Below are 18,121 nucleotides of genomic sequence, written 5' to 3'. Positions count from 1 at the left end.
GTGACCGCCGCACATCCCGCCCCCGGCCCCGATGTCAGTGTCGTCGTGATCGTCCACAACGACGCCGAACGCCTGCCGCGTGCCGTGCGGTCGGTCCTCGCCCAGTCCCTGCGCAACCTCGAAGTGATCATCGTCGACGACTGCTCGACGGACGGCACGTTCGCCGCCGCCGAGCGGCTGACCACCACCGATCCCCGGGTGCGGCTCATCCGGCTGCCCGTCAACAGCGGCGGCTGCGGCGCCCCGCGCAACACCGGCATCGACGCGGCCCGCGCCCCCCACCTCATGTTCCTCGACAGCGACGACGAACTTCCCTACCACGCCTGCAAGTCCCTGCTGCTCACCGCCGAGGAGACCGGCGCCGACCTCGTCACCGGCGAAGTCACCCGCCTCTTCGAGGAATCCGGCACCACCGGCCTGTGGTACCCGGAGCTGTTCGAGGACGTCCGCGTCGTCCACGGCATCCGCTCCGCCCCCGAGTTCTTCCTCGACCACCTCTCCACGAACAAGCTCTACCGCGCGGACTTCCTCGCCCGCCACGACCTCCGCTTCCCGGAGGACATGCACTACGAGGACCAGCTCTTCACCGCCCGCGCCCTCACCCTCGCCCGCTCCTTCGCCGTCGTCCCCTGGCCCGTCTACACCTGGCGGCTCACCGCCGACCCCGCCGTCCTCTCCATCTCCTCCAGCCGGCACAAGCTGCGCAACGCCGTCGACCGCATCAAGGCCGCCCGGCTCATCGACGCCTTCCTGGAGGAGTCCGGCAACGCCGCCCTGCGGCCCGCGAAGGACGAGAAGTTCCTCCGCCACGACTTCCGCCTCTACCTCGGCGACCTGCCCTTCCGCGACCCCGAGTGGATCGCCGGCTTCGCCGCCGCCGTCACCCCCTACCTCGCGGAGATCGCCCCCGAGGCGCTCGCCGCCATGCCCCGCGAGCAGCAGATCTGCCAGTACCTGCTGTGCGCCGGGCGGTACGAGGAGGCCGCCGAGTGCGCCCGCACCCTCGACCGGCCCCGGCTCGCCCCCCGCCACGTCGTCCGCGAGGCCGGCCGCACGTACTGGGGCCGCACCCCGCCGCTGGACGCCGAGGAGGCCGCCGGCCTCGACATCACCGCCTGGCGCCTGGACGACCAGCCCTTCACCGCCGGCCCCCTGCGCCACGAAGTGGCGGACATCGTCACCGACGGGCCCCTGCTGCGGATCCGGCTGCGCACCTACGACCCCGCCCTCCTGCTCGCCGCACCGGCCCGGGTCACCGCCGAGCTGCGCATCGCCACCACCGGCGAGCCGCTCGCCGTGCCCTTCGCGTACGAGCCGGCCGCCCCCGGCGAGGACGACCGGGCCGCCTGCCGCACCGCCGAAGCCGTCCTCGACCCCCGCCGCATCCCCCTCGGCCCCAAGGGCTTCCACGGGCGCCGGCACCCCCTCGTCGTCCTCGAACGGCTCGGCCTCACCCGCTCCGACCCGCTGCTGGCGCCGGCCGGCCTCGCCCCGCTGCAGGCACGGATCCCCCAGTGCGGCCCCCTCTCCGCCCACACCGTGCGCGTGAGCTGCGAGGGGCACGGCGCCGGCCGGCTGGAGCTGTCCTGGGAGCGCGCCGGCGCCCTCGGCCGCGCCGAGGCCGCGGCCGCCCGGGTGGAGCCCGTCCGCCGCGGCGTCCAGCGGCTCACCCGCCGCGTCACCGGCCCCCGCATCAAAGCCCTCACCTACCACGAGCTGCAGAAGCTGCCCGTGGACAACGACCTGGTCGTCTTCGAGGCCCTGGAGGGCCGCGGCTACGCCGACAGCCCCCGCGCCATCCACGAGGAGATCCAGCGGCGCGGCCTGCCGCTGCGCGCCGTCTGGTCGTACTCCGGCAACCGCTCCTCCTACCCCGAAGGCGTGCCGCTCGTGCGCCGCGGCAGCTGGGAGTACGTCCACGCCCTCGCCCGCGCCCGCTACTGGGTCGACTCCCACGGCTTCCCCACCCTCTACGGCAAACGGCCGGCCACCCGCTATCTGCAGACCTGGCACGGGCAGGCGTTCAAGCACATGGGCTTCGACGTGCCGGAGCTGCGGCTGGCCAACGCCCAGCGGCAGCAGCGGCACCGCGAGACGATCGCCCGCTGGGACGCCCTCATCGCGCCCAGCGAGGAGTTCGAGCGCACCTTCGTCCGCGCCAACGAGTACCGGGGCGAGCTCCTGCGCACCGGCCTGCCCCGCAACGACGACCTCGTCCGCCGGGACGAGCCCGGCCGCCGCGAGCGCGCCGCCGCCACCCGCGAGCGCCTGCAGATCCCCGACGGCCGCCGCGTCCTGCTGTACGCCCCCACGTTCCGCGACGGCGCGCGCGGCAGCGGCGACTCCGTCCGGGCCGACCTCGCCGAGCTGGTGCGCCACCTCGGCGAGGAGTGGACGATCGTCGTCCGCCCGCACTACTACGAGCGGTACACCGTCCCCCGCGAGCTGGGCCACGCCGTGCGCGACGGACGCGAGTTCCCCGACCTCAACGACCTGCTGCTCGCCTCCGACGCCCTCCTCACCGACTACTCCTCCGTGATGTTCGACTACGCCAACCTCGGCCGGCCCATCCTGTTCTTCACCGACGACTACGAGCACTACCGCGCCACCGCCCGCGGCACGTACTACGACCTGCCCGACATCGCGCCCGGCCCGATGCTCGGCACGACCGGCGAGCTGGTCGCCGCCCTGCGCGACCTGAAGGCCGTACAGGAGGAGTGGGCCGGCGCCTACGCCCGCTTCCGGGAACGGTTCAACCCCTACGAGACGGGCCGGTCGAGCGCGGCCGTGGTCGACCTGTTCTTCACCGGGGCCCGCACAGAGGGAGACCCACGGTGAAACGGCGCAACCTCTTCCTCGTCGGGATCGACGTCGACTCCATGGGCGGCTCGCAGCGCGTCCTGCACACCCTCGCCCAGGGGTTCGCGGAGCGCGGCCACCACGTCGAGCTCATCGGGATCCGCCCCAGCCCCGAGCCCCACACCTACCTCGCCGCCCCCGCCTACCGGCACCTCACGCTCTACCGCCGCCCCGCCGCGCCCGCCTGGCGGGCCACCTCCTTCGCCGAGCGGTTCAGCCCCGCGCGGCTGCGGTCGGCGCGCGCCGAGCGGCAGGACCGGGAGCGGGCCCGGCAGCTGCTGGCCCGCCGGTTCGGGGCCGTGCGCGACGGCATGGTCGTCATCGGCTCGCCCTGGGCGGCGGCCTGGCTGGAGCCGGTCGAGCGGCCGCACCTGAGGGCCGTCGGGCAGTACCACGAGTCCTTCCACCAGGCGTGCACCTCCGAGAACCTCCAGCTGATCCTGCGTCACTACCCGGCCCTGGAGAAGGCGCTCTTCCTCAGCGAGCCGGACGCCGCCGAGTTCCGGCGCCGGCGGCTGCCCAACGCGGCCGTCCTGCCCAACCCGCTGCCCTTCGCGCCCGCCGGGCCGGCCGCCGCCCTCGACACGCGGCGCGTCGGGGCGGTCGGCCGGCTGGAGGCCGTCAAACGCCTGGACCGGCTGCTGGACGCCTTCGCCGCGGCCGCCGCCGGCCGGCCGGAGTGGGAGCTGCACTTCTTCGGCGACGGCCCGCTGGAGCCGGAGCTGCGCGCCCGGGCCGAGCGGCTGGGCATCGCCGCCCGCGTCCGCTTCCGCGGCAGCGTGCGGGACATGGCCGCGGCGTACCGCGAGCTGTCCGTCCTCGCCCTCACCAGCGAGCGCGAAGGGCGCCCCATGGCCCTCGCCGAAGCGTCCGCCGCGGGGGTGCCGTGCGTGAGCTTCGACCTGTCGGGCGGCATCCGCGAGCTGGTCCGGCACGGCCGGACGGGCACGCTCGTGCCGCCCGGCGAGGTCGGGGCCTTCGCCGCGGCGCTGGGGGAGCTGATGGCGGACGGTGCGCTGCGCGAGCGGTACGGGGGTGCCGCGCGGGAGCACGTGGCGCCGTTGCGGCTGCCGGCCGTGCTGGACCGGTGGGAGGCCCTGTTCGAAGAGATCGATCGCTGACGGAATCACCCACCGGGGTGATGCGCGAGGGGGACGGATGAGGGGGGACGTATGAGGACGGAGTGCGGCTGCGGGCCGGCCGGGGCTGGTCGCGCAGTTCCCCGCGCCCCTTTCGGGGGGCGTCTCCTAGCCGTGTCCCGTCACCGCCCACGCGCCGCGTGCGCCCGAGGCGAGGCGCAGGGCCAGGGAGCCGTTCGTCGTGGCGTACGGGCGGGCCAGCAGGACGCCGTGGCGCAGGCTCGGGAGGGCCGCGCGGTGGAGGCCGCGCCCCACGGCCCGGACGGTCGTGCGGAAGGCCCCGCCCGCGCACTGCACCCGTACGCGCACGTCCCACGCCTGCGGCGGGGCGGCGCCGTCGCGGCGGTCGCGGTCCGCCAGCAGGGACAGCGGCAGGACGACGCGCGCGGTCCAGGCCGTGCCCTCGTCCGTCAGCGGCACGGCCCGGCGCAGCACGGGCCCGCCGTCCCTGCGCCGCAGTTCGACCTCCGCGGCCTCCGGCCGGATCGTGGCGAGGCGCCCGTAGAGGTCGTGGACGCGCAGGCGCAGCCGGGCGCGGGCCCGGGCCGCGAGGCGCAGTTCGGCGTCCACGGTCACCGGCAGGTGGTGCGGCGGCACGGCGTCCGGCCCGAGGACGCCGTCCAGGACGGCCCGGGGCAGGTCCGCCGACCAGACGGGCAGGGCGGCCGGGTCCTCCGCGTAGGGCGGCAGGAGCCGGGCCGGGCGGGCGGCGAGCTGGGCAAGCCGCTCCAGGTCGCGCGGGGCCTCCGCGGCCAGGACGACCCGGGCGATCCAGCGGGCGGGCGGCCGGGCGGCGCTCAGCTCGGCCTCGTCGAAGTCGGCGAGGTAGCCGCGGGTGACGCGCCACCAGGCGTGCCGGTAGCCGGCGCTGCGGGCGGGCAGCTCGCGGACGTACATCCGCAGGTCGTGGTCGAGGAACTTCACCCGTGCGGCGCGGGCCAGCGGCTTGCTGCCCGCGTCGAGGAAGACCTCCACGCTGCGGCGGTGCGCGGAGACGCGCGCCTGCCAGTTGGCGATGCGCTCGCGGCCCAGGGAGATGGACGGCGCGGCGGCGTCGCGCCGCACGTGCCAGATGTAGACGGTGTCGGGCACCGTCGCCACGCGCGGCGCGGCCGCCATGACGCGGGCGGTGAAGACGAAGTCCTCGTAGATGAAGCGGCCTTCGGGGAAGGTGATGCCGTGCTCGGTGAGGAAGTCCCGCGCGTAGAGCTTGTTGACGCACAGGGTGTCGCGCAGCAGCGCCGGGCGGGCTTCGGGGCCGGCGAGCACGGCCGCGCGCCGGTAGAGGGCGGGCTGCCACCCGGTGTCGCGCCGCTGGGGGAGCTCGCGGCGCACGCACAGGCCGGCCGCCACGGGCGCGCGGTGGCGCAGGGCCGCGCCGAGGAGGGCGTCGGCGGCGCCCTCGGGCAGCATGTCGTCGCTGTCGAGGAACATGACGTACGGCGCGGTGGCGGCCCGTACGCCGTCGTTGCGGGGGGTGCCGCAGCCGCCGCTGTTGGCCGCGCGGTGGATGACGCGCAGGCGGGGGTCGCCGTCGGCCAGTTCGTCGAGGATCGCGGCGGTGCCGTCCGTGGAGGCGTCGTCGACGGCGATGACCTCGGCGACGACCGGGCCCTGGCCGAGAGCGGAGCGGACGGCGTCGCGGATGTGGGCGGCGTCGTTGAACCCGATGACGATGACGCCGACCTGCGCGGCGGGCAGGGTTCCGCTCTCGTTCACTGTCACGAAAGACAGTTTTACCGATGAATAGGTATAAAGCGGGGCATTGGGGCGCCCGGGTGTGGCCGGGTGTCCGGGCCGGGTCCGTCAGGACCGGGGAGGGGACGGAGCAATGGGTCTGACCGAGCAGGCGCCGCCCGGCACCGCCGCGCCGGAGGCCGCGCAGCCGCCGCCGGCCCGCGCCCGCCCCGCGCCCGCCGCCGTCCTGGCCGCGGCCGTCCCCGCCGCGGCCATGCTCCTCCTCGGGCTGTGGGGGCTCGACCGGGGGACGATGTGGCGGGACGAGAGCGCCACGTTCCAGGTGGCCCGCCGGTCCCTGCCGGAGATGTGGCACGTGCTCGGCACGATCGACGCCGTCCACGGCCTGTACTACCTGCTGATGCACGCCGTCCTCGCCGTGCGCGCCGACGAGGTCGCGCTGCGGCTGCCGTCCGTCGCCGCGTCCGCCGCCACCGCCGCGCTCGTCGGCGCCCTGGGATGCCGGCTCGCCCGCCCCCGCACCGGCCTGTGGGCCGGGCTGCTCTACGCGGCCACCCCCTTCGTCAGCCACTACGCCCAGGAGGGCCGTTCGTACGCCCTCGTCGCGACGGGCGCCGCGCTCGCCACCTGGCTGCTGGTCCGCGCCGTGGAGCACGGCTCGTACGGGCGGTGGGCCGGCTACGGCGCGGTGGTGGCCGGCACGGCGCTCCTGCACGAGTTCGCGGTCCTGCTGCTCGCGGCGCACGCCGTGACGCTCCTGCTCTCCCGCGTGCCGTGGCGGACCTGGCGGCGCTGGGGGTGCGCCGCTGCCGCTGCCTGCCTGCTGCTGGCCCCTCTGGCGGTCGTCTCCCGCGGGCAGAGCGCCCAGGTCTCCTGGATCCGCACCCCCGGCCTCCCCGAGGCGAAGGCGCTCGTGAAGGCGTTCGCCGGTCCGGAGCAGCCCGTCCTGGGCGCCGTGCTCCTCCTGGCCGCTGTCGCCGTGCTCGCCCCGGCGCCCCGCCGCGGGGCGCTCTCCCTCACCGCGGTCGCGCTGCCCTGGGCGCTCGTCCCGCCCGTCCTGCTCTACGCCGCCGCCCAGTACCAGCCGCTGTTCCTCGACCGCTATCTGCTGTTCTGCCTGGCCGGCGTCCCCCTGCTCGCCGCGGCCGGAGCCGGCCGGCTCCTGGGCCTGCTGCCCGGGCGGCGGGTGGTGACGGCCGCCGGCGCCGCGGCCGTGCTGGCCGCGTTCGCGGTGCAGCTGCCGCTGCAGGAGCACGAGCGCCTGCCCACCAGCCGCGGCGACGAACTGGCCCCCGTTGCCTCGGCGGCCGGCCGGCTGGCGAGGCCGGGTGACGCGGTGCTGTTCCTGCCGATGTACGAGCGCCGCGTGGCCCTCGCCTATCCGCGCGGCTTCACCGGGCTGCACGACCTCACCCTCGAACGGTCACCCGCCGCCTCCGGCACGCTCTTCGGCACGGAGACCGGGGCCGGCGAGCTGCGCGACCGCCTGGCCCGGCTGCCGTCCGGGAGCCGGGTGTGGGTCGTGGGGGACACCAACGCCGTCGGCACCCGGTGGTTCCGGGGGCAGCGCGCCGAGCGCGCGAAGACGGCCGCGCTGGAGGAGTTCTGCCGCGAGGAGACCGGAGCTGCCGTGTTCGTACGGGGCGGCTCCGTATCGCTCTACCTGCGCCGCTGAGGAGACGAGGATGAGGCTATTTCACCGCACCCGCCATCACTCCGCTCACGAACTGCCGCTGGAAGGCGAAGAACACCGCGAGCGGCACGGCCATCGACAGGAAGGCCCCCGAGGCGAGGATGTCGATGTTGTCGCCGAACTGGCGCACCTGCTGCTGCAGGGCGACCGTGACCGGCGGATGCCCGCTGTCCGCGAAGATCAGCGCGATCAGCATGTCGTTCCACACCCACAGGAACTGGAAGATCCCCAGCGAGGCGATGGCCGGCCCGCCCAGCGGCAGCACCACCCGCAGGAACAGCCGCAGTTCGCCCGCGCCGTCCAGCCGGGCGGCCTCCAGCAGCTCGCGGGGGATCTCCGCGAAGAAGTTCCGCAGCAGGAAGACCGCGAAGGGCAGGCCGAAGGCGGTGTGGAAGAGCACCACGCCCGGCGTGCTCTCGAAGATGCCGAGGGCGTTGAAGAGCTTGGCCACCGGGATCAGCGCCACCTGCACCGGCACCACCAGCAGCCCCACCACGGCCATGAACCACCAGTCGCGGCCCGGGAAGTCGAGCCAGGCGAAGGCGTAGCCGGCGAGCGCGCCGACGAGGATCACCAGCACCGTCGCCGGCACGGTGATCAGGGCCGTGGTGCCGAGGGACTCCATCACGGTGTCGTTGTCGAAGAGCTTGCTGTAGCTGTCGGTGGTCAGCTGCGCCGGGTGGGCGAAGACCTCCCACCAGCCCGAGGCCGCGATGTCCCTCTTGTCCCGCAGCGAGGACAGGAGCAGCCCCACCGTCGGCGTCAGCCAGAACAGCCCGACGGCGACGAGGAAGAACCGCACCGCCCCGCCGCCCAGCCGCGCGGCGATCCGCGCGGGCAGCGACTGCCTGGCCCGTACGGCCGTGTCCAGCGTGGTCATCCCTGCCGCCCCCTCGTGGTCATCGGCGCCGTCCCCTCGGGAGCACCGCCGCGGGGCCCGGCACCGCGGCCCTCCCCGTCGTCGCGGCGTCCCCCGTCCTCGCAGCCGTCCCCGTCACCGCTGCCGCTCCCGCCGGATCCGCCGCAGGTTCACGTACATCACCGGCAGCACGAGCACCAGCAGGAAGACCGCGATCGCGCTGCCCACGCCCTGGTTGACGTCCGTGCCGAAGGACGACTGGTACAGCTGCAGGGCCAGCACGTTCGCCTTGTCCAGGCTCGCGCCCGGCGCGATGATGTAGACGAGGTCGAAGATCTTCAGCACGTTGATCATCAGCGTGACCATCACGACGGCGAGCACCGGCGCCAGCAGCGGCACCGTCACCCTCCGGAAGACCTGCCACTCGTTCGCGCCGTCGACCCGCGCCGCCTCCAGCAGCTCCCGCGGCACGCTCGCGAGCCCCGCCGCGATCAGCACCATCGCGAAGCCCGCCCACATCCAGATGTACGCGCCGATGATGGCCGGGGTGACGAGCGAGGGGCCCAGCCAGTCGACGCCGCCGTAGGGCGCGGCGAAGTCGGAGGCGGGCAGGCGCAGCAGGGCGCCGTCCGCCGCCGCGGGCAGCGTGAAGGTGCCGTCGGCGGCCGAGGTGGCCGAGGCCACGGTCCGGCCGTCCTTGACCGCCTCCACCGTCAGGCCCTCCAGGGCCTTCTCGCCCTGGTCGATCTTGCCCGGCGTGCCACCGCCGCCGCGCGTGAAGTCCCGCCACACCGTGCCGGTGACCTTCCCGGCGACGTCCCGCGCCGGAATGGCGTCCTTGGCGCCCTTCATGTCCGCGGGCTTCGCGCCCACGAGCGGCAGGACGGTCGCGGTGCCGGCCCGCACCGCCGCCCGCGTCGTGAACGCCCCGTGGCTCTCCGTCAGCAGGCTGCCGTCCCTGGGGTGCGCGCCGGGGAAGGGCGCCGGCGGCGAGAACGTGTCGTGGACGCCCACCCACACCGCGTTCGCGACGCCGCGGTCGGGGTTCTGCTCGTACACCAGCCGGAAGATGATGCCCGAGGCCAGCATCGAGATCGCCATCGGCATGAAGACGACCAGCTTGAACGCCGTGCCCCAGCGCACCCGTTCGGTGAGCACCGCGAAGACCAGGCCCAGCGCCGTGGCCACCGACGGGGCCACGACCACCCAGATGACGTTGTTCTTCAGGGCCGTGCGGATCCGGTCGTCGGTGAACACCTCGTGGTAGTTGTCCACGCCCACGAATCCGTTGCCGCTCGCGTCGAAGAGGCTGCGGTAGACCGAGTAGCCGATGGGATAGACGACGAGCGCGCCGAGCAGCGCCAGCGCGGGCAGCAGGAAGAGGCCGGCCACCCAGAGCCGGGTGGCCGACGTGCCCCGGATCTTCTTCGAGGGGGGGATGGGCGGGGCGGGCGGCCCGGAGGCCGCAGCGCCGCCCGCGGTCGCGGTCGACATGGTGCGGGGCTCCCGTCAGCTCTTGAACGCCTTGGCCGCGTCGGACTCCAGCTTCTGCTGGGTGCCCGCCACGTCACCGGGGTTCTTCAGGAAATCCTGGAGGTCCTTCCATTCGCCCTGGCCCGGCTTGCCGCCGAAGGAGGCGGGCGCCAGGTCGGACATGTCGAAGCGGAAGCCGTCGCCCGCCGCGACCACGGCCCCGGCGATGGAGCGCAGCACGTCGTCGGGGTAGGCGGCGAGGCCGAGATTCCTGTTGGCCGACAGGAAGCCGCCCTGCCGGGCCCACACCTGCGCCGCGTCGGGCGAGGCGAGGAAGGTCAGCAGGGCCTGCGCCGCCGGCCCGTCCTTCAGCGCCACCCCCACGTCGCCGCCGGTCACCACCGGCGCCTTCGCCCCCACCGCGGGGAAGGGGAAGACCTTGGCCTCCTTGCCGATCCGCGCCCCGGCCCCGGTGACGTTGGCCGCCGCGAAGTCGCCCTCGAAGACCATGGCGGCCTTCGGCTCCTCCCCTCCGGTGAAGGTCTGGGTGACCGACGTGGGGAACTGCGTCTGGATGGCCCCCTCGGTGCCGTCCGCCAGCAGGCCCTTCCCGCCGAAGAGCTGCCCGAGCGTCGTCAGCGCGTCCTTCACGGACGGGTCCGTCCACGGGATCCGGTGCTGCGCCAGCTGGTCGTACTTCTCGGGGCCGGCCTGGGAGAGGTAGACGTTCTCGAACCAGTCGGTGAGCGTCCAGCCGTCCGCCCCGCCCACCGAGACCGGCCCGATGCCGTAGTCGGCGATCAGCTGCGCGGTCCTCAGGAACTCCGGCCAGGTCTTCGGCTCCTTCGCCCCGGCCCCCTCGAAGACCTTGGTGTTGTACCAGACCAGGGACTTGTTGCTGACCTTGAAGTAGACCCCGTAGCTCTTGCCCTCGTACGAGCCGAGCTCCTGCCACCCCTTGCTGAAGTTCTTGCCCAGCTCGGCCGTGGCTTCGCTGCCCAGCGGCTTGAGCCAGCCCTTCTGCGCGAACTCCCGCAGGGCGCCGGGCTGCTGCAGCAGCGCCACGTCCGGCGGGTCACCACCCGCGATCTTCGAGCCGACGAAGGCGGACATGTCGTCGCCGCTGGGCACGTAGGCCACCTCGGCGCCCGTCCGCCGGGAGAACTCGTCCAGGACCTTCGTGAAGCCCTTCTGCTCGGCACCCGTCCAGACCGCCGTCACCTTGAGCCTCTGCCCGCTGAGCTGCGGGAGCCGGACGGTCTGCCGGATCGCGTCCGGCGTGCCTCTGCCGCCGCCCGGCGGGCCGCCGCCGTCCGTGCCGCCGTCGCTGCACCCCGCGGCCGACAGGGCCAGGGTCCCGGCCGCGAGGAGTGCCAGAGCGCCGCGCGCCCCGCGCACCGAACGAAGCGATGTCCGCATTGCCGCCCCTCCCGTACGAGCTCCCCGTCGGCGACCGCCCCGCACGCCGGCCCCGCACGCGCCCGCCTCCCGTGCGACAGTCCTACGCCCGCCCGGGAGCCGCCGCAATACCGTCACCCGGCACAAATCACCGATCGTGACCGGGCTGTGATGAGGAGTCACCTGCGCGGGGCACGCGGCGCGGGAGCACCGGCCGCGCCTTAGAGCAGCGGTGGCGCGGCCTCCGCTCCCGCCGACTGCGCGGCGCGCTGCAGGGCGCTCGCCAGCAACGCCAGGTCCGTCGGGCCGTTGCCCAGTTCGCGCAGCGGGCGCCGGGTCGGCGGGTCGCCCATGCGCTGCCAGTCGACGGGCACGACCGTCGGGCGGAGCGTCGCCGTCCGCGGAATGCGGCCCGTCACCCGGCCCGCCTGGAACGGCGTCGTCGCATCGTCGTCCGGCCGCATCAGCCGCCCGCGGCCGGGCGCCGGCTCGCCCGCGCCGCTCCCGTCGCCCGGCGTGCCGTCCGCCGACGCCGGGGCGATCTCCAGCGTCGCCCGCAGCCCGGCCCGCTCGACCGCCGCCGTGTCGGCCGTACGGTCCGGCCGCCCCGACGCCGCCACCAGGTGGACGCCGAGCCGCTCGCCGTCCCGCGCCACCGCCTCCAGCGCCCGGACGACCGAGCCCGCCGCGGGGCGGCCCGTGCTGCCCAGGGCCGGGGCCACCAGCGCGTCGAAGTCGTCCACGAGGACCACCAGGCGCGGCAGCGCCGTCTGGGCCGTGAGCGACGGGCCGTCCTTCTGCGTGCGCAGCTTCAGCGTCCCCGTCGGCAGGGAGTCCAGGTCGCCCGAGCCGTCCACCGGGCGGCGGGGCGCGACGACCTGCGCGGCCGACGCGGCGGCGTGCTGCGTGTGCCAGGCGGTGAAGTCCAGCCGCCCCAGCAGCTCCGCGCGCCGCTTGAGCTCCGACGTGAGCGCCTGGGCGAACTCCCGCATGCGCACCGGATCCGCGGCCGCCAGATACGTCGACACGTGCGGCAGGTCCGTGCACAGCCGCAGCCCCTCGCCGCGCTCCGCGCCCGCGCCGTCCACCAGCACCAGCGAGAGCCGGTCGGGCCGGTCGGCCGCCGCCAGCGACGCGGCGAGCGAGCGCAGCAGCTCCGTCTTGCCGCTGCCGGGGGAGCCCTCCACCAGCAAGTGCGGCCCGTCCGCCGCCAGGTCCACGGCCAGCGGCCCGTGCGGGCCCGCGCCCAGCACCGCCACGGCGCGGCCCCCGGGGCGCGCCCCGCGGTCCGTCGCCGCCGCCCAGCGCGCCGTCAGCGAGGCCGGGGTGGCCCGGGCCAGGCCCAGCTCGTCCAGCAGGCGCGCGCTGCGCGGCAGCGCCGCCGCCACCCGCGCGGCCGCCCCGCCCGCCACGCCGTCCGCCATCCGCAGCGGCGCCAGCGCCCGCGCGAACCGCTCGGCCCACGCGCGCGACACCGCGTCCACGGCCGCGATGACGGCCGGCCCGGCCGCGACCGGTGAGGCCTCGGCCTCGGGGCCGCCGGCCTGCGCCGGCGAGCGGTGGATCACCTGCACCACCGTGGCCACGTCACCGCTCAGCAGCGCCACCGCGCCGCAGTACGGGAACGCCGGAGCCGCCGTACGGGCCGTGGCCAGCGTCGACGGGACCGGCGACGCCGGAGTGGTCGCGGGCGCGTCCGCCAGGCACAGCAGATGGATGCCCGCCGCCGCGCCGCCCACGGCCAGCCGGGACACCGTCTCCCGCAGATCCGCCGAACCGGGGTCGCCGTCCACGATCACCACCGTGTACGGCCCGGAGTGGCGCTCGGCCACGGCCGCCACGGCCTGCGGGGCGGCCGACGCCCAGTGCGGGCCCAGCGGGCCCTCGTCCAGGCGGCGCACCAGCTCCGCCGTGCGGGCCGCGGCCTGCTCCCGGTCGTACGCCACCAGCAGCCGGCAGTCCTGCCCGCGCACCGGCCGCAGCTGCGGCAGCCAGCCCAGCCACGACCACTCCGCCAGACGCTCCTCCACCGGGCGCGCCCGGTCCGCGCTGATCAGCACGAACTCCAGGGACCCCGGGGCGTGCAGCGCCGCCAGCTGCGCCAGCACCGAGCGGGCCAGCGCGGACAGCCGCCCCCGCGGCCCGGCGAGCCCCAGCGAACCGGCTTCGCGCAGCCCCACCGTCACCGGCACCGAGGGCAGCAGCGCGCCGCTCCCGGCCGAGTGCCGGTCGGCCGTGCCCAGCCGTACGGTCAGCAGGTCGGGGTGGCCCGGCCCGCGCTCCCACAGCCGGGGGCCGGGGCCGAGGACGGTGAGCAGCGTCTCCGCGGGGTCGGGCCAGCGCTCGCGCAGCGCGGCGGCCTCGGCGCGAGCCCGCTCCACGACGCCCGCGTCGTCCGCGGGATCGCCCCACGCGTCCCCGTCGCCCCCGCGCCCCCCGCCACGCCCGCCCGCAAGCCGCCGTGCCCACGCGCCTATGCCCCGCCCCCGGGACCGCTTACCGGCTTCGCCGGCGGGGGGCTCGGGGGAGGGGGAGGCACCGGAGGAGCCGGGGGCGGCCGTGATGCCGTGGCCGGTCGCGCCGGAGTGCCCGGCCGCGGCGTCGCCGGGCGCGTGGCCGCCGTCGGCGGGCCGGCCGAAGGGGTCGAACCGGCCGGGCTGACCGGGCTGACCGGGTTGACCGGGGCCGCTGCCCGGTCGGCCGGGGTGGTGGGCGCCGGGTTTGCCGGGATAGCCGGTGGCGTCCGGATAGCCCGTGGCGTCGGGGTTGCCGGGGCGGTCGGTGTCGTACGGGTTGCCGGAGTGGCCGGGGCGGGCGTCGCCCTGGGGGGACACGTTCCCGCCCGGAGCGTGGCCGGCTGCGGAGTAACCACCGGAGTGCCGGGAGCCGCCGGGCTGCCCGGCCGGTCCGGTCGGCCCGGCGTGGCTGTGTGTCTCGCCGGGCTGGTGGGTGTGCCCCGTGCGGGCGTACGCGTCGGCCTGTCCGGTGTTGCCCGGTCGGCCCGTCTGCCCGGTATGTCCCCCGTGGTGGCGTGCCTCGCCGGGCTGGTTCGTGTGCCCCGTGCCGGTGTAGGTGTCGGCCTGTCCGGTGTTGCCCGGTCGGCCCGTCTGCCCGGCATGCCCCGCGTGGTTGCGCGCCTCGCCGGGCTGGTTCGTGTACCCCGCCCCGGCGTAACCGTCAGCCCGTCCGGAGGCGCCCTCCTGGTCCGCCTGCCCTGCGCGGTTGCGGGGGGCGTCTTCGCCGGAGCGGTCCGGCTGGCCGGAGCCGAAGGCCCCGCCGGAGTGCCCGGAACCATCCGGCCCGCCTGCCTGCCCGTGCGGGTTCTGCCGGCCGTACGGGTCCTCCTGGCCCGTACCGGCCCGGCCGTCCGGGTGCCCTGCCTGTCCCGCGCCGCCCTGCCGGACCGGCCGGCCCGTCCGGGCGTCCACTGGAGCTGCCGTTCCGGACGGTCCCGGCTGGGCCGGTACGCGGACGGACAGGCCGCCCGGGCCCGCGTCCCGCAACGGGAAGCCGCGGCCTCCGTGCGTCACCGCGTCCCCGGGGCCGGGCGCACCGGTGCCGCCGAGCCCGCCACCGCTATCCAGGCCACCACTGCCAAGTCCACCGTCAGCAAGTCCACCGCCACCAAGGCCGCTGCTTCCACCGGCCCCGCCCGGCATGCCGGCGTCCGCGCCCGCCGTCAGACCCGTCACGCCCGTCGGTGCGCCCAGCCACGCGCCGCGCGCCGGCGGGGCGACCGTGCCCGTCGGGGGCGTGGCCGCAGGGGGAGTCCCGGGGGCGCTGCCGCCCACGCGCAGGTGACCCTCGCCGTCGGGGGCGGCCGGCAGGACGCGCGGGGAGGCGTCGTCCGCGGCGTGCAGGGTCAGGACCGACTCGCCCACCCGCAGCAGCTCCCCGGCGGGGAACCGCACCGGCTCCGCGCCGACCGGCTCGCCCGCGAGGACCGTTCCGTTCGTGGAGCCCAGGTCCCGCAGGGTGATCGTGCCGTCGTCGTGGAGGGCGACCGCGCAGTGCAGGCGGGAGACGTCGGGGTCGTCCAGGGGGATGTCCGCCTGCGCGGAGCGCCCCACGTGGACCTCGCCGCCGTGCAGCAGGTGCACGCCGCCCGCGTCCGGCCCGGAGACGACGTGCAGCCGGGCCGCGGCCTCCGGGACGCCGGAGAGGAGCACGCCGGCGTGCCGCTCGGGGTCGGCCGGGGCGCACAGGGACAGGACGGCGCCGTCGATCAGCGGCGGCTCGCCGAGCGCGCTGCGCTGCGGGTCCAGCCGCTCGGCTCCGGCGTAGACCACGACGGCCCCGGTGCCGAGGTCGCAGCCGGCCGCTGCCGCGGCGGCGGCCAGGCCGCTGGTCACCCCGGCCAGGGCGGTCCCCGCGGGGGCGGTCACCAGCACGTCGCAGGCGCACGTCGCGAGGGGCGCGGTGGACGCAGTGGCGTGGTGGCCGCTGAGCGGCCCGAGGACGGTCAGCCTGATCTGCATCGCCGTCAACGGTCCCTTCTGCCCCGGTGCGCGGGCGGGGACAGGAGGCGTTCCGCAGCCTTCCCCCACCGGTGCACGGGCGCTTCGGCACGTACAGGTCACCACGGCGCGCGGAACGTACCGGAAGCACCGGCCCCGCCCCTCCGCATCGTGCTGCGAGCATCCTCGCACCTGCCGGGGACGACGCGCCCGGCGACAGTCAATTCGTGATCTTGAAAGACCGCGGGAGGGTGGGAAGAAAGCGGAAGGTGATCGAAACCTTTCGAGGTCACCTCGTGATCGGTTCGCTCGGGCGCCATCTCCGTCGGTTTTCGAACACGTCGTACAGATTTTCTTTCGCTCCGGGACGCGCCGCGGATCGTCCACCGACCGGCCGGCAGACGGCCTCCGGACGGCCGGCGAGCCCCCGCAGGCGCCCCACCGGCATTCCGCGGGCGCCCCGCGCGAGCAGCCCGTACGCGCCTTCCGCGCGCCGCGCGGCAACCAACCGCCCCCCGCCCGCGTCTTCCTCCCAGCCCCGCGGATTCGGCAAACCGGAGGTCCGTACGACGGCACTACAGTGGGCGCAAGGCCGGGCACGAGAGAGGCCATCGCTAAGCATGACGACGATGACGATCAGGGAGCGCATGACGTGCGGCCGGTAGGCAGCAAGTACCTGCTCGAGGAGGTGCTCGGACGCGGAGCGACCGGCACCGTCTGGCGAGCACGCCAGCGGGAGGCCGCGGGCGCCGAGGCGGCCGTGTCCGGCCGGCCGGGCGAGACCGTCGCGATCAAGGTGCTCAAGGAAGAGCTGGCCAACGACGCGGACGTCGTCATGCGCTTCCTGCGCGAGCGCTCCGTCCTCCTCCGGCTCACCCACCCCAACATCGTCCGCACCCGCGACCTCGTCGTCGAGGGGGATCTGCTCGCCCTGGTCATGGACCTCGTCGACGGCCCGGACCTGCACCACTACCTGCGCGACAACGGCCCCTTCACGCCGGTCGCCGCCTCGCTCCTCACGGCCCAGATCGCCGACGCGCTCGCCGCGAGCCACGCCGACGGCATCGTCCACCGGGACCTCAAGCCCGCCAACGTGCTCCTCGAGAGCGACGGCGGCCGGATGCACCCGATGCTCACGGACTTCGGCATCGCGCGCCTCGCGGACTCCCCGGGCCTGACCCGTACCCACGAGTTCGTCGGCACGCCCGCGTACGTCGCGCCCGAGTCCGCCGAGGGCCGCCCGCAGACCTCCGCGGTCGACATCTACGGCGCCGGCATCCTGCTCTACGAGCTGGTCACCGGCCGCCCGCCGTTCGCCGGCGCGACCGCGCTCGAAGTGCTCCACCAGCACCTCAGCTCCGAGCCGCGCCGCCCCACCACCGTCCCGGAGCCCCTCTGGACGGTCATAGAGCGCTGCCTGCGCAAGCGGCCCGAGGAGCGCCCCAGCGCCGAGAACCTCGCCCGGGCGCTGCGGGTCGTCGCCGCGGGCGTCGGCGTGCACGCTTCCCCGGAGCAGGCCGAGGCCGCCCTCGGGGTCGGCGGGCTGCTTGCGCCCGACCCGGAGCCGGCCGTCGTGCCGGGCACCGGCCAGGGCCAGGGCTCCGGCCGCGCCGCGGGGGCGGGCGACGCCGACCCCACGCAGGTGCTGCCGTCGACGCCGGGCGGCTACGCCCCGGGCGGGTACGACCCGAACGCCGCGACCAGCCTCCTGCCGAACGCGTCCCCCGGCGGCAACGGCCCCGACGCCGACGCCACGCGCGTCATGCCGGCCGGCTCCGGCCCCGGCGGTTCCGCCGACCCGACGCGCGCCATGCCGCCCGTGCCGCCGCTGCCCCCGGAGGGCGACGGCGGGCACCCGTGGCAGACCCAGCTGCGGGCGGCCCGCGACCGCAACGACCAGACCCAGGTGCAGTACCTCGACCCGAGCGAGGACCCGCTGCGCCGCCGCCCCCAGCGGCGGTCCGGCCAGCCGCCCCAGCCGCCGCAGGGCGGGTCGGGCTACGGGCAGCAGCGCTACGGGCAGCAGGGGTACGACGGCCGGCAGGGCCAGGGGTACGGGCAGCAGTACGCGCCTCAGCCGCCCCAGGGACACCGGCCGCCGCCCCCGCAGCACTACACGGCGCCGCCCCAGTCGTACGCGCCCCAGCAGCCGCAGCAACCGCAGCAGCCTGCGTCCCGCAGACAGCAGCGGCAGCCGCGCTATCAGCAGCCCCCGGCGCCCCAGCCGCAGCCGTACGCCCCGGAGCCGCCGGCGCCGCGCCGTGAGCCGCGGCCGCCGCGGCAGCGCAGCGCGAACCCGATGCGGATCCCCGGGCTGGGCTGTCTCAAGGGCTGCCTCTTCATGATCGTTATCCTGGTCATCGGTGCGTGGCTCATCTGGGAATTCACTCCCTTGAAGGACTGGGTCGCCGACGGCAGGAGCTTCTGGGACGCGGCCTGGGACTGGGTCACGGACGTCAAGGACTGGATCTCCGGACTCGCCTCCAGCAGATGACCGGGTGATCGATTTGTCGACACCCGGCGGGGGTTTTCCGCCTCGGGGGTG

Annotated in this window: 9 protein-coding genes; 4 read left to right on the top strand and 5 right to left on the bottom strand. The window is 75.8% G+C overall.

The window, feature by feature from the left end:
• Positions 1–2,838, top strand: coding sequence for a CDP-glycerol glycerophosphotransferase family protein (locus ACFZCD_RS32295; RefSeq protein ID WP_391836619.1), 2,838 nt, complete (start codon positions 1–3; stop codon positions 2,836–2,838).
• On the top strand, positions 2,835–3,980 hold the full coding sequence (locus ACFZCD_RS32290) for a glycosyltransferase (RefSeq protein WP_391836618.1): 1,146 nt from the start codon (positions 2,835–2,837) through the stop codon (positions 3,978–3,980). Before ACFZCD_RS32295 ends, ACFZCD_RS32290 begins: the two co-directional genes overlap by 4 nt.
• A gap of 126 nt (positions 3,981–4,106) precedes the next feature.
• Here ACFZCD_RS32290 and ACFZCD_RS32285 read toward each other — a convergent pair whose 3' ends face one another.
• Positions 4,107–5,723 (bottom strand): glycosyltransferase, encoded by a 1,617-nt coding sequence (locus tag ACFZCD_RS32285; RefSeq protein ID WP_391836617.1) that lies wholly within the window; start codon positions 5,721–5,723, stop codon positions 4,107–4,109.
• A gap of 106 nt (positions 5,724–5,829) precedes the next feature.
• On the opposite strand from ACFZCD_RS32285, the gene ACFZCD_RS32280 reads away from it, so the two are divergent.
• A complete protein-coding gene (locus ACFZCD_RS32280; RefSeq protein WP_391836616.1) occupies positions 5,830–7,371 on the top strand; it encodes a glycosyltransferase family 39 protein in 1,542 nt (513 codons plus the stop codon).
• A gap of 16 nt (positions 7,372–7,387) precedes the next feature.
• On the opposite strand, the gene ACFZCD_RS32275 is transcribed toward ACFZCD_RS32280, so the two are convergent.
• The 4 genes from ACFZCD_RS32275 to ACFZCD_RS32260 all read right to left on the bottom strand — a co-directional run bounded on the left by ACFZCD_RS32275 (position 7,388) and on the right by ACFZCD_RS32260 (position 15,597).
• Positions 7,388–8,269: a carbohydrate ABC transporter permease gene (locus ACFZCD_RS32275; protein WP_391836615.1), complete on the bottom strand. Its 882-nt coding sequence runs from the start codon at positions 8,267–8,269 to the stop codon at positions 7,388–7,390.
• Between the two features lie 114 nt (positions 8,270–8,383).
• The gene (locus ACFZCD_RS32270) at positions 8,384–9,742 is read right to left on the bottom strand and encodes a carbohydrate ABC transporter permease (protein WP_391836614.1); all 1,359 of its coding nucleotides are present in this window, start codon (positions 9,740–9,742) and stop codon (positions 8,384–8,386) included.
• A gap of 15 nt (positions 9,743–9,757) precedes the next feature.
• Entirely contained in the window at positions 9,758–11,140 is a 1,383-nt protein-coding gene (locus ACFZCD_RS32265; RefSeq protein ID WP_391836613.1) for an ABC transporter substrate-binding protein, read from the bottom strand.
• Positions 11,141–11,340: 200 nt separating this feature from the next.
• The gene (locus ACFZCD_RS32260) at positions 11,341–15,597 is read right to left on the bottom strand and encodes an FtsK/SpoIIIE domain-containing protein (RefSeq protein ID WP_391836612.1); all 4,257 of its coding nucleotides are present in this window, start codon (positions 15,595–15,597) and stop codon (positions 11,341–11,343) included.
• Positions 15,598–16,228: 631 nt separating this feature from the next.
• Here ACFZCD_RS32260 and ACFZCD_RS32255 point away from each other — a divergent pair.
• Positions 16,229–18,070, top strand: a complete 1,842-nt coding sequence (locus tag ACFZCD_RS32255) for a serine/threonine-protein kinase (RefSeq protein WP_391836611.1) — start codon at positions 16,229–16,231, stop codon at positions 18,068–18,070.
• Positions 18,071–18,121 lie beyond the last annotated feature (51 nt).

The sequence above is a fragment of the Streptomyces sp. NPDC008001 genome (assembly GCF_042958085.1).
In the GTDB taxonomy this organism is placed as follows: Bacteria; Actinomycetota; Actinomycetes; order Streptomycetales; family Streptomycetaceae; genus Streptomyces.
This window is presented reverse-complemented; position numbering and strand designations above follow the sequence as displayed.

Excerpts from the sequence above, each read along its gene's own strand:
- ACFZCD_RS32265 (WP_391836613.1), bottom strand. The coding sequence starts at position 11,140 with ATGCGGACATCGCTTCGTTCGGTGCGCGGGGCGCGCGGCGCTCTGGCA.
- ACFZCD_RS32280 (WP_391836616.1), top strand. The coding sequence starts at position 5,830 with ATGGGTCTGACCGAGCAGGCGCCGCCCGGCACCGCCGCGCCGGAGGCC.
- ACFZCD_RS32270 (WP_391836614.1), bottom strand. The coding sequence starts at position 9,742 with ATGTCGACCGCGACCGCGGGCGGCGCTGCGGCCTCCGGGCCGCCCGCC.
- ACFZCD_RS32275 (WP_391836615.1), bottom strand. The coding sequence starts at position 8,269 with ATGACCACGCTGGACACGGCCGTACGGGCCAGGCAGTCGCTGCCCGCG.
- ACFZCD_RS32260 (WP_391836612.1), bottom strand. The coding sequence starts at position 15,597 with ATGCAGATCAGGCTGACCGTCCTCGGGCCGCTCAGCGGCCACCACGCC.